Here is a 12394-nt window from a genome sequence, read left to right on the forward strand (position 1 = left end):
GCGGCTCGCCTCACTTGCCGTAGGCGAGCATCAGCTTCTCCTTCGTGTCGTCGTTGCCCGTCAGCCGGGTGGTGGAGAGGTAGAAGCGCCCGCCGACCCAGTCGACGGCACGGGAGTAGATGCCGCTCTCGATCTTGACCGTGCTCTCGGGCAGCTGGAGCAGCTTCGTGGGCGTGTGCGCGGAACCCGCCGTGGGGATCGTCACCACCTGACCGGGCGCGTCGTACGACGGCTGGACGTACGCCACGAGGTTCCCGCCGTCGATCCGCATCGGCTGCATGGCCTCGTCGGCCGGCGACTTCACCCGCCACTTCTCCTTGCCGGTGGCCAGGTCGATCGCCACGATCTCGTTGGGCCCGCTCTTCGCGTCGGTCGGCAGGTAGAGCGTGTCGGCGTCGGACGCCGTGCCCTGGCAGCCGGTGAGGTTGCGCTGCAGGAAGCCGGAGTCGCAGTCGGGGGCGAAGTCCTCGTCGAAGCCGACCTGCGAGCGGTAGGAGCCGTTCGCCTTGAACGTCGAGATGTTCCAGGAGTTCTTGTCCTCGTTGGTGCTGTAGACGACCAGCGGGTCGACGGAGTACGTCTTGCGGACGCTCCACCCCTTGTCGAACTTCTGGGTCCACTTGACCTTGCCGGTGGCCGGGTCCAGCTCCTGGATCTCGTCGTGCTCGGTGGTCTTGGTCGCGTCGCAGGACGCCACCGAGATGAGCCGGGTGCCGCCCGCGAACGCCGTCGGGAAGCACGCGTCGCCGTACTTCTGCTTGTCGTACAGCTTCTTGCCCGTGCGGACGTCGTACGCCGTCCCGGACTGCGAGCGGCCCACCATCAGCGTGTTGCCGGCCAGCGACAGCTCGATGCTGATCGCGCTGTCGAACAGCGCGCCGTCCGCGACCACGCCCGTCCAGCCCTTGGCGCCGGTGCCGAGGTCGACCTGCTGGAGCTGGTTGCACTTGGCGCGGCTGCTGGTGCCGCTCATGTACGCGACGACGACCTTGTCGTCGGCCGTGCGCTGCGAGGTGACCGCGCAGATCTTCTGCGGGAAAGTGAGGGCGGGCCAGGTCGGCCTGCCGTCCGCCACGTTGTACGCGACGAGCTGCTTGTAGGCCGCCTTCACGGCCGCCTTCGAGGTGATCCACATGCCGGGGGCCTCGGCGCCGGAGGCGGGCGCGTCGGGCGCCTCCTTGTACCAGAGCACCTTCGCCTCACCGGCCCCCCGGCCCGCGTTGAAGTCCTGCTCGTCGGCGCCGTCGCCGTCGCCGTCACCGGGGTTGACCGGGGCCGCGCTCGTGGCCTTGTCGTCGCCGCTCGGTCCGGCGACGGGCTTCTTCGGGTCCTTGTCGTCGCCGTTCGTGACCGCGAACACCACGCCGCCGATCATCAGCAGCGCCGCGACCGCGGCCCCGACGACCAGCGCGGGCCGCCCCTTGAAGGGGTTGCGTCCGCCCGCCGGGGCGCCGGGCGCGCCGGGGAACTGGGGCTGCTGCGGGTAGCCGTAGCCGGGCTGCGGGGCGTAGGGGCCGGCGGGCTGCCCGTACGGTCCCTGCTGCCCGTAGGGGCCGGGCTGCGGGGGCTGTTGCGCGTACGGGCCGGACTGCTGGGGCTGTTGCCCGTAGGGGCCGGGCTGCTGCGGGTAGCCGTAGCCGGCCTGCGGCGGCTGGGCGGGCGGACCCTGGAGCGGCTGCGGCGGCATCTGCGGAGCCGCGAAGCCACCCTGCGGCAGCGGCTGCTGCTGCGGCTGGTCCTGCGGTGCTCCGAAACCGCCGGGCTGCGGCGGCTGACTGGGCGGCTGGGCCATCGGCGTGTTCCCCCTGGTCACTGATTTTTAGCCACGCCTCCGGGCCAGTGACCACCCGGAGCCGTCCTCAGAAGGTTCTCGGACGGCTCTTTCTATCACCCGGCACCGACGGCGCCCGGGGCTGCTCCACCCCTGTTCCCAAGGGAGGACCGCCCCGTGATGCCGTCGTTATGCGCCTTCACGCACCCTTCACGCGTCCTCGGCGAGATCCAGCCATCGCAGCTCCAGTTCCTCGCGCTCACCGGCCAGCGCGCGCAGTTCGGCGTCGAGTTCGGCCACCTTCGCGAAGTCGGTGGCGTGGGCGGCGATCCGCTCGTGCAGTTTGGTCTCCTTCTCGGCGACCTTGTCCAACTGCCGCTCGATCTTCTGCAGTTCCTTCTTCGCGGCGCGCTGGTCGGCGGCGCTCTTCTCGGGCGCGGCCTTCTGCGCGACCGCCGGGGCGGCGGAGGCGGCCGCGGCCTCCTCCATGCGCTGACGGCGCTCGATGTACTCGTCGATGCCGCGCGGGAGCATCCGCAGCGCGGCGTCGCCGAGGAGGGCGAAGACGCGGTCCGTGGTGCGCTCGACGAAGAAACGGTCGTGGGAGATGACGATCATCGAGCCGGGCCAGCCGTCGAGGAGGTCCTCGAGCTGGGTGAGGGTCTCGATGTCCAGGTCGTTGGTGGGCTCGTCGAGGAAGAGGACGTTGGGCTCGTCCATCAGCAGCCGCAGGATCTGCAGCCGGCGGCGCTCGCCGCCGGACAGGTCGCCGACCGGCGTCCACTGCTTGTCCTTGTTGAAGCCGAACGTCTCGCACAGCTGCCCGGCGGTCATCTCCCGGCCCTTGCCGAGGTCGACGCGTTCGCGTACCTGCTGCACGGCTTCCAGCACCCGCAGGTTCGGGTCGAGTTCGGCGACCTCCTGGGAGAGGTAGGCGAGCTTGACGGTCTTGCCGACGACGACCCTGCCTGCCGCCGGCTGGGTCTCGCCCTCGGTGCGCGCGGCCTCGGCCAGGGCCCGCAGCAGGGAGGTCTTGCCGGCGCCGTTGACGCCGACCAGGCCGATGCGGTCACCGGGGCCGAGGTGCCAGGTGATGTGCTTCAGCAACACCTTGGGGCCGGCCTGCACGGTGACGTCCTCGAGGTCGAAGACCGTCCGGCCGAGCCGCGAGGAGGCGAACTTCATCAGCTCGCTGCTGTCGCGCGGCGGCGGCACGTCCGCGATGAGCTCGTTGGCTGCCTCGACGCGGAAGCGCGGCTTGGACGTGCGCGCGGGCGCGCCGCGGCGCAGCCAGGCCAGCTCCTTGCGGACCAGGTTCTGCCGCTTGGTCTCCTCCGTCGCGGCGATGCGCTCACGCTCCGCGCGCGCGAAGACGTAGTCGGAGTACCCGCCCTCGTACTCGTGGACGGCGCCGCGCTGCACGTCCCACATGCGGGTGCAGACCTGGTCGAGGAACCAGCGGTCGTGGGTGACACAGACGAGCGCGGAACGGCGCTCGCGCAGGTGCCGGGCGAGCCAGGAGATGCCCTCGACGTCGAGATGGTTGGTCGGCTCGTCCAGGACGATGAGGTCCTGCTCCTCGATCAGCAGCTTGGCGAGCGCGATACGGCGGCGCTCACCACCGGAGAGCGGGCCGATGACGGTGTCCAGGCCCTGCGGGAAGCCGGGCAGGTCGAGCCCGCCGAAGAGCCCGGTGAGCACGTCCCGGACCTTGGCGTTGCCGGCCCACTCGTGGTCGGCCATGTCCCGGATGACCTCGTGGCGGACGGTCGCGGTCGAGTCGAGCGAGTCGTGCTGGGTGAGCACGCCGAGGCGCACCCCGCCGGAGTGCGTGACCCGGCCGGAGTCCGCCTCCTCCAGCTTGGCGAGCATGCGGATCAGCGTGGTCTTCCCGTCGCCGTTGCGGCCGACGACCCCGATCCGGTCCCCTTCCGACACGCCGAGCGAGATGCCGTCGAGCAGCGCACGGGTCCCGTACACCTTGCTGACGTTCTCGACATTGACCAGATTGACGGCCATTTCACTCCTGCGCATCGGGGTCGGACAGCCTTTAAGCCTACGGCCTGACGGGTGAGGCACCGGGCGCGAGGGTCCCATCACTCTTTGTGATGACCGGTTCGGCATCGGGCCGCTACCGTGGAGGTCGGGCAGCAGGATCCCGTCCATGGGAGGAACCATGACCGCCGAGTCCGTCAAGCGCCGCGTCCAGTGGCCGGTGCCGCCGCAGGACGGCTACACCGTGGACGACCTGTTCACGCTGCCTGATCTCCCGCCGCACACCGAGCTGATCGACGGGAGCCTGGTTTTCGTGAGTCCGCAGCGCCGCTTTCACGGCAACATGATCGACTTGCTGGTCTGGGGCCTGCGCACGGGACTGCCGTCCGAGCTGAAGGTCAGCCGCGAGATGACCATCGTCCTCGACACCCGTAACGGCCCCGAACCGGACGTCAGCGTGATCCGCGCCGACGCGGTCACCGGGCCGGATCAGACGAGCTACCGGGCCGAGGACGTGCTCCTCGCCGTGGAGGTCGTCTCACCGGACTCGGAATCCCGGGACCGCACGACCAAGCCACAGAAGTACGCGGCCGCCGGAATCCCGAATTTCTGGCGCGTCGAGCAGAGCGGGACCAACAACAGGGCTCTCGTCCATGTGTACGAGCTGGACCCGCTCACCCAGGCGTACGTTCACACAGGGATGCATCGGGACCAGGTCAAGGTCGACAAACCCTACGACATCGTCATCGACCTGACCGCCATCGACGAACTCTGACCGCAGCCACCCCTCAGCGCACCGTCGCCCCCGCCGCCGGCGCCGACGCCACCCGCGCCGCTCGGCAGGTGCCGGAGGCGCGCAGGGCCTCGGCCACTGTCTCCGCCGCCCCCGGATCACGGACGAGGAACGCCGTCGTCGGCCCCGAGCCCGAGACCAGCGCGGCCAGCGCTCCCGCCGCGTGCCCCGCCGCCAGGGTGTCGGCGAGTTCCGGGAAGAGGGACAGCGCGGCGGGCTGGAGGTCGTTGGAGACGGTGGCCGCGAGGGCGTCGGGGTCACCTGCGGCGAGGGCGTCCAGGAGCGCGTTCGAGGCGACCGGCTCGGGGACGTCCGTCCCCTCGGTGAGCCGGTCGAACTCCCGGAACACCGCCGGCGTCGACAGCCCCCGCCCGGCCATCGCGAACACCCAGTGGAAGGCGCCGCCGGTCTCCAGGACCGTCAGCTTCTCGCCGCGCCCGGTGCCGAGGGCCGCCCCGCCGACCAGGCTGAACGGCACGTCGCTGCCCAACTCGGCGCAGATGTCGAGGAGTTCGCCCTGGGTGGCGCCGGTGCCCCACAGCGCGTCGCAGGCCAGCAGCGCACCCGCGCCGTCCGCGCTGCCGCCCGCCATGCCCCCGGCGACCGGGATGTCCTTGGCGATGTGCAGATGCACGTCGGGGGTGCGGCCGTACCGCTCGGCGAGGGCGATCGCGGCCCGCGCCGCCAGGTTCGTACGGTCCAGGGGCACCTGGCCGGCGTCCGGGCCCTCGCAGGTGACGCGGAGCGCGTCGGCCGGGGTCACCGTGACCTCGTCGTACAGGCCGACCGCCAGGAACACGTTGGCCAGGTCGTGGAAGCCGTCCGGGCGGGCCGCGCCCACCGAGAGCTGCACATTCACCTTGGCGGGCACCCGCACGGTGACGCGGGCGCTCACGCGGGGTCCTGCCGCCGGTGCTCGGCGATCCGGGCGAACTCCTCGACGGTGAGGGCCTCGCCGCGCGCCTGCGGGGACACCCCGGCGGCGACCAGGGCCGTCTCGGCGGCGGCCGCCGAGCCCGCCCAGCCGGCGAGCGCGGCCCGCAGGGTCTTGCGGCGCTGGGCGAAGGCCGCGTCGACGACGGCGAAGACCTCGCGCCGGGACGCCGTGGTCCTGATCGGCTCGGACCGCCGCACCAGCGAGACCAGCCCGCTGTCCACGTTCGGCGCCGGCCAGAAGACGTTGCGGCCGATCGCGCCGGCCCGCTTGACGTCGGCGTACCAGTTCGCCTTCACGGACGGCACGCCGTACACCTTCGAGCCGGGGCCCGCGGCGAGCCGGTCGGCGACCTCCGACTGGACCATGACCAGGGTGCGTTCGATGCTCGGGAACGTCTCCAGCATGTGCAGCAGCACGGGCACGGCCACGTTGTACGGCAGGTTCGCGACGAGCGCGGTGGGGGCGGGGCCCGGCAGCCCGGTCACGTGCATCGCGTCGGAGTGCACCAGCGCGAACCGCTCGGCGCGCTGCGGCATGCGGGCGGTGATCGTCGCGGGCAGCGCGCCGGCCAGGACGTCGTCGATCTCGACGGCCGTGACCCGGTCGGCGACCTCCAGCAACGCGAGGGTGAGCGAGCCGAGCCCGGGGCCGACCTCGACGACCACGTCGTCGGGCCGGACGTCCGCGATGCGCACGATCCGGCGGACGGTGTTCGCGTCGATGACGAAGTTCTGGCCGCGCTGCTTGGTGGGCCGCACGCCGAGGACGGCCGCCAGCTCACGGATGTCGGCGGGGCCCAGAAGGGCGTCGGAGGGGGGGCTGCTGCTCACGGGACAAGGGTACGGGGCGGCAGGGACGCCCCCGCACCGCCGCCGTGCGAGGCCGTGCGGCGGTGCGAGGCCGTGCGACGCGGTCAGCCGTGCAGGCGTCGTCCGCAGTGCGGCCAGGGGCTCGCGCCGCGGCGCACGTACAGCTTCTTCGCGCGGTGCGTCTGCTCGGCCGCCGGAGCGTCCTGGGGCCGTCCGCTGCCGCCGAGGCTCTGCCAGGTGCGGGTGTCGAACTGGTAGAGCCCGCCGTAGGTGCCCGAGGGGTCGACCGCGCCGGGCCGGCCGCCCGACTCACAGGCCGCGAGGCTGCGCCAGTTCAGGCCGTCGGCTCCCTGCACCGACGACGGCAGCGGCTTCGTCCCGACCTTCACCCGCTGCTCGCGCGGCTCGCGCACGATCTCCTCGCGGATCCGCCGGGGCTTCTGCCGCACGCCGTTGACGGAGCGCAGGGCGTAGGTGATGCGCCGCAGTCCGGGCTGTCCGGGCCGCTCCACCACCTCCGTGCCCTGGAACAGCGACGGGTCCTCGGTACGGCGCACGGCGAACGGGATCTGATCCTCGCGGACCTCCTCGGAGCCGGTGATCCGCAGCACGGTGACCGTCTGGCCGTCGCGCGGGAAGCTGCCGGGCGGGGCGGAGGTGGTGTCCTCGCCGCGCAGGGTGATCCCGGCGGCCGCGACCGCCTCGCGCACGGTCGCCGCGTTGGTGCGGATGGTGCGGGCCCGGCCGTCGGCCATGACGGTGAAGGAACGTTCGGTGCGCACGGCCAGCTCGAGCCCGGCGCGTCCGATGCGCTGGGAGCGCGACACGGACATGTACGCGCCCTCCGCCCGCACCCCGAGCTGCCGGAGCGCCTCCTCGACGGTGTGCGCGGTCGTCCACCACTCGTGCCGCTGCCCGTCCAGGGTGAGCCGGACGGGCCGCCCGTAGTGGACGGTGATCTCGTCGCCGCTCGCCAGGTCGGTGCCCGGGGCGGGCGCCACCACGTCGTGCTCGCCCACCCGCACGCCCTCGTCGGCGAGGAGTTCGCCCACGTCGTCGGCGAACGTGTGCAGGGTGCGCGGCTTGCCGTCGACGGTCAGCTCCACCGCCTTGTCGTCGGCGACGAACGCGGTGGTGCCGCCGGCCAGGAACGCGACGACGAGCGCCTGCGGGAGCAGCCGGCGCATCGCGGACTCCGGGCGCTCGGCATCGCGTGCCCGGCGCCGGCGCTCGGCCCGCCGCCCCACGCCCTGTGCCTGTGCCTGTTCGTGGGCCTGTGCCTGTGCCTGTGCCTGTGAGGGCAACGGCGGTGCGTCGTACGGCTCGTGCGGCTCACGCGGGCCTTGCAGGTCGTGCGGCTCGTAGGGCGGCTGCTCGTACTCCTCGTACGAGGGGCGGTACGTGTCGTCGTACGTCCCGGGCGCCGCGTACACGCCGTACGCGACCGTTTCGGCGGTGTGCAGGTCGCCCTGCGTCCCGCCGCCGTACGGCCCGTACTCGAGGTACTGCGAGTTGCTCACGCCGACACTCCAGGGGTGGGGTCCGGATCGGGCCCCCAGAACCTAGCGGAGCGACGGTCACTCTCCAAAGTGGCGCGGCTACCGAGCGTTGTGTTCGATGCGCGTGTGCGGGTCAGTACCCGAACGCGCGTGCCGTGTTGGCGGCGAGAGCGGTGGCCAGGACCTCCTCGTCGACGCCCCGCACGGCGGCCATGGCGCGCACGGTGACGGGGATGAGGTAGGGCGCGTTGGGCCGTCCGCGGTAGGGCGCCGGGGTCAGGAACGGGGCGTCGGTCTCCACCAGGAGCAGTTCCGCGGGGGCCACGGCGACGGCGTCCCTGAGGTTCTGGGCGTTTTTGAAGGTGACGTTGCCGGCGAAGGACAGGAAGTAGCCGGCGCGGGCGCAGATCTCGGCCATCTCGGCGTCGCCGGAGTAGCAGTGGAAGACGGTCCGCTCGGGGGCGCCCTCCTCCTTCAGGACGCGCAGGACGTCGGCGTGGGCGTCGCGGTCGTGGATGACCAGGGCCTTGCCGTGCCGTTTGGCCATCTCGATGTGGGCGCGGAAGGAGCTCTCCTGGGCTTCCTTGCCCTCGGGGCCGGTGCGGAAGAAGTCGAGGCCCGTCTCGCCGACGCCCTTGACGTGCGGGAGCGCGGCGAGGCGGTCGATCTCGGCGAGCGCCTCGTCGAGCGCCGCCGTGCCTCCCGCCGTCCGCGCACCTTGCCGCGACCAACCTCCCCCAGCCCCTGGGGGCTGGGAGGTGCCCCCAGCATCTCCGTGCACGATCCGCGGCGCTTCGTTCGGGTGCAGGGCGACGGCGGCGTGCACGCTGTCGTGCGCCGCCGCCGTCTCGGCCGCCCACCGGGAGCCGCGTACGTCGCAGCCGACCTGGACGACCGTGGTCACGCCGACCGACGCGGCTTTGGCGAGGGCCTCGTCCACCGTGCCCGACTGCATGTCGAGGTGCGTGTGGGAGTCCGCGACCGGCACCCCGAGGGGGGCCGGAAGCGGCGGCGCGGCACTCTTGTCGGCGCGGTCGGCGGAGTTCGAAGACATGCCCCGATCCTACGGAAGGGGCCGCCCTCCCCGGCCGGCCCGGACTAGCTCGCCTTGCGGAAGGGGTGCAGCAGGTCGGACAGGTGCCAGTGGTGCTGCGGCTGTCCCTCCGGGGCCCCTTCGGCCTGCCCCTCGGCCGCCGTCACCGGCGCCTGGACCGGTCCGGCCGGGGGCGCCGTGCGCTGACGGGCCGCGCTCAGCACCGAGGAGACCTGCCCCGCCCGCATGATGCGCACAAGGTGCCCGTCGCAGTTCTGGCAGGTCGGCCGGCTCAGCGGCGACGGCACGACACGCCCGTCCGCCACGTACAGGACGAACTCGTGGCCGTCGGCGTCGGTGTGGTGCTCGATCTCGTACGACTGTTCCCAGCCGTGCCCGCAGCGCATGCAGGCGAAGGAGTACGACTCGTTGACGACGGCGCTCGCACCGCCGCGGAGGCCGGTCTGCCCTGTGAAGTCACTCATGGCCGCTCCCGTGGTCCGCTGGTGGGACGCTTCACGTCCCGTCGTCCAGTGGACGCCTCCCCCGCGGCGAATGCACTCGACCTGTGCACTGTTGAAGGCGATTTGGGTGTCCCTTGCCCCAGGGGCCGGGGTCCTTTGCCCGCGCATGGGGCGCACGCTCAGACGACATGCGCCCTGCTCAGAGTGGGTGTGAGCCCCTTCACACCACCCGGGTAACAGCCGTCACAGCGCACGCCGGACAGCCGTCACGGCACAAGCCCGGGCAGCCGTCACAGCGCGCCGGAGTTCTTGGCCGCCACCACCGCGTCGAACACCTCGCGCTTGGGCAGTCCGGCCTCGGCCGCGACGGCTGCGATGGCCTCCTTGCGGCGCTCGCCCGCCTCCTCGCGCACCTGTACGCGCCGCACCAGTTCCGCCGCGTCGAGTTCCGCGGGCCCGCGCTGCGGCGCGCCGGTGACGACGACGGTGATCTCGCCCCGCACGCCCTCGGCCGCCCACTCCGCCAGTTCGCCGAGCGGGCCGCGCTTGACCTCTTCGTACGTCTTGGTCAGCTCGCGGCAGACGGCGGCCCGCCGGTCCGCACCGAACACCTCGGCCATCGCGGCGAGGGTGTCGTCGAGGCGGTGGGGGGCCTCGAAGTAGACGAGGGTGCGGCGCTCGTCGGCGACGTCGCGCAGTCGCGACAGCCGTTCGCCCGCCTTGCGCGGCAGGAACCCCTCGAAGCAGAACCGGTCGACGGGCAGCCCGGACAGGGCGAGCGCGGTGAGCACCGCGGACGGGCCGGGGACGGCGGTGACGCGGATGTCGCACTCCACGGCGGCGGCGACCAGCCGGTAGCCGGGGTCGGAGACCGAGGGCATCCCGGCGTCGGTGACCAGCAGCACCCGTGCGCCGCCGACGAGTTCCTCGACCAGCTCGGGTGTGCGGGCGGACTCGTTGCCCTCGAAGTAGGACACCACCCGTCCCTTGGGCGTCACACCCAGGGCCTGGGTCAGCCGGCGCAGTCTGCGGGTGTCCTCGGCGGCGATGACGTCGGCGCAGGCCAGTTCGTCGGCGAGGCGCGGCGGGGCGTCCGCGACGTCGCCGATCGGCGTGCCGGCGAGGACGAGGACTCCGGGGGCGGTTCGGGGCGTGGCTGTCACGTTTCCATCCTCGCAGGGGGAGAGACACGGGATTCACACAGAGGTGTTCCCTACGATGGCGCGGTGACCAGTACCGCGTCCTCCATGGACTCCACGGACTATCGGCAGGGCCCGGCGCCGCACGACCGGCGGCCGTCGTGGCAGCAGCGGCTGCGCCGTTTCGGATACCCGGCGCAGTCCTCGGCCGATGTCCGCGAGCGTCTGCTGCCGCCGTTCGCGCAGCCCAGCCCGCGGCTGTGGCAGGCGCTCGGCGTGCCGTACGGGTGGGCGGACCGGATCGTCCGCTGGTCGTCCTGGCTGGGGCCGCTGCTGGTCACACTGCTGGCGGGGGGCTTGCGGTTCTGGCACCTGGGCAGCCCCAAAGCGGTGATATTCGACGAGACGTACTACGCGAAGGACGCGTGGGCGCTGGTCCATCGCGGGTTCGAGGTCAACTGGGACAAGAACGCCAACAGCGCCATCCTCTCCTCGGGCGGTCATGTCCCGATCCCGGGGGACGCGGCGTACGTCGTGCATCCGCCGGTCGGCAAGTACGTGATCGGGCTGGGCGAACTGCTCTTCGGGTTCGATCCGTTCGGCTGGCGGTTCATGACGGCGGTGCTCGGCACGCTCAGTGTGCTGATGCTGTGCCGGATCGGCCGCCGGCTCTTCCGGTCCACGTTCCTCGGCTGTCTCGCGGGCGCGCTGATGGCGGTGGACGGCCTGCACTTCGTGATGAGCCGTACGGCGCTGCTCGACGGGGTGCTGATGTTCTTCGTGCTGGCGGCGTTCGGCGCTCTGGTGGCCGACCGGGACTGGGCCCGCGCGCGGCTCGCCGCGGCGCTCGAGCCGGACGCCGACGGCCGTTACCGGCCGGACGCGCACGTCGCGGAGACGACGCGCATCGGGTGGCGTCCGTGGCGCTGGACGGCGGGCCTGATGCTGGGCCTGGCCATCGGCACGAAGTGGAACGGCCTGTACATCATGGTCGCGTTCTGTGTGATGGCGGTGTTGTGGGACGTCGGCTCGCGCAGGGTGGCGGGCGCCCGGCAGCCGTACCTGGCGGTGCTGAAGCGGGACACGGGCCTCGCGTTCCTGGCGACGGTGCCGGTCGCGCTGGTCACGTACCTGCTGTCGTGGACGGGCTGGATCCTGTCCGCCACGGACGGCAAGGGCGGCTACTACCGCAACTGGGCGGCCACCGACGGCAAGGGCGGCAGCTGGACGTGGCTGTTCCCCGACTGGTGGCGCAGCCTGTGGCACTACGAGCACGAGGTGTACGAGTTCCACACCCATCTCACGTCGCCGCACACGTACCAGTCGAACCCGTGGAGCTGGCTCGTCCTCGGCCGGCCGGTCTCCTACTTCTACGAGTCCCCGGCGCCCGGCGTGGACGGCTGTCCGACGGACGCGGGTGAGAAGTGCGCGCGTGAGGTGCTGGCCATCGGCACCCCGCTGCTGTGGTGGGCTGCCTGCTTCGCGGTGCTGTTCGTGCTGTGGCGCTGGCTGTTCCGGCGTGACTGGCGGGCGGGCGCGATCGTCTGCGCCGTCGCGGCGGGCTACCTGCCGTGGTTCATGTACCAGGAACGCACGATCTTCCTCTTCTACGCCGTCGTCTTCCTGCCGTTCCTGTGTCTGGCCGTGGCCATGATGATCGGCGCCCTGGTCGGCCCCCGGGCTCCAGCGACACCCGCCGGGTGGCAGGCGCCACAGGCGCGGGCGTCCTGATCCTGCTGATCGCCTGGAACTTTGTCTACTTCTTCCCCTTGCACACGGGCCAGGCGATCCCGATCGACGACTGGCGTTCACGGATGTGGCTGGACACATGGGTCTAACGATTGCGGAAACTCTTGCCCCGCATGCCCTGGGAGCGCTTACTGTGAGGCTGAGCGCAGATTTCTGAACGCGTTCAGAAAGGGCCCGCGAGGGTCGCCACGGGGAGGACGGGGAG

At 72.0% G+C, this 12394-nt stretch carries 9 protein-coding genes and 1 pseudogene; 2 read left to right on the forward strand and 8 right to left on the reverse strand.

Annotated elements, in window-relative coordinates; translation table 11 throughout:
- Positions 1-10: 10 nt before the first annotated feature.
- Positions 11-1792: an outer membrane protein assembly factor BamB family protein gene (locus QA802_RS17770; RefSeq protein ID WP_334523543.1), complete on the reverse strand. Its 1782-nt coding sequence runs from the start codon at positions 1790-1792 to the stop codon at positions 11-13.
- Between the two features lie 189 nt (positions 1793-1981).
- Positions 1982-3790, reverse strand: coding sequence for an ABC-F family ATP-binding cassette domain-containing protein (locus QA802_RS17775; protein WP_334523546.1), 1809 nt, complete (start codon positions 3788-3790; stop codon positions 1982-1984).
- Positions 3791-3947: 157 nt separating this feature from the next.
- Here QA802_RS17775 and QA802_RS17780 point away from each other — a divergent pair, with 157 nt between their 5' ends.
- Positions 3948-4541, forward strand: a complete 594-nt coding sequence (locus tag QA802_RS17780) for a Uma2 family endonuclease (protein WP_334523549.1) — start codon at positions 3948-3950, stop codon at positions 4539-4541.
- 13 nt (positions 4542-4554) lie between these two features.
- Here the strand turns inward: QA802_RS17780 and QA802_RS17785 are convergent, their stop codons facing one another.
- From QA802_RS17785 to rsmI, 6 genes are all read right to left on the reverse strand, one after another.
- Positions 4555-5454, reverse strand: a complete 900-nt coding sequence (locus QA802_RS17785; RefSeq protein ID WP_334523552.1) for a 4-(cytidine 5'-diphospho)-2-C-methyl-D-erythritol kinase — start codon at positions 5452-5454, stop codon at positions 4555-4557.
- Entirely contained in the window at positions 5451-6326 is an 876-nt protein-coding gene (gene rsmA / locus QA802_RS17790; protein WP_334523555.1) for a 16S rRNA (adenine(1518)-N(6)/adenine(1519)-N(6))-dimethyltransferase RsmA, read from the reverse strand. Before rsmA ends, QA802_RS17785 begins: the two co-directional genes overlap by 4 nt.
- Before the next feature lie 83 nt (positions 6327-6409).
- Positions 6410-7825: a resuscitation-promoting factor gene (locus tag QA802_RS17795; RefSeq protein WP_334523558.1), complete on the reverse strand. Its 1416-nt coding sequence runs from the start codon at positions 7823-7825 to the stop codon at positions 6410-6412.
- Between the two features lie 112 nt (positions 7826-7937).
- Entirely contained in the window at positions 7938-8858 is a 921-nt protein-coding gene (locus QA802_RS17800) for a TatD family hydrolase (protein ID WP_334523561.1), read from the reverse strand.
- A 44-nt stretch (positions 8859-8902) separates the two neighbouring features.
- On the reverse strand, positions 8903-9322 hold the full coding sequence (locus QA802_RS17805) for a hypothetical protein (protein ID WP_334523564.1): 420 nt from the start codon (positions 9320-9322) through the stop codon (positions 8903-8905).
- Positions 9323-9591: 269 nt separating this feature from the next.
- Positions 9592-10464: a 16S rRNA (cytidine(1402)-2'-O)-methyltransferase gene (gene rsmI, locus QA802_RS17810; RefSeq protein ID WP_334523566.1), complete on the reverse strand. Its 873-nt coding sequence runs from the start codon at positions 10462-10464 to the stop codon at positions 9592-9594.
- Between the two features lie 63 nt (positions 10465-10527).
- Here rsmI and QA802_RS17815 point away from each other — a divergent pair.
- A pseudogene (locus QA802_RS17815) lies at positions 10528-12278 on the forward strand (dolichyl-phosphate-mannose--protein mannosyltransferase).
- Positions 12279-12394: the final 116 nt, after the last annotated feature.

It is taken from the genome of Streptomyces sp. B21-105 (assembly GCF_036898465.1).
Taxonomy (GTDB): domain Bacteria; phylum Actinomycetota; class Actinomycetes; order Streptomycetales; family Streptomycetaceae; genus Streptomyces.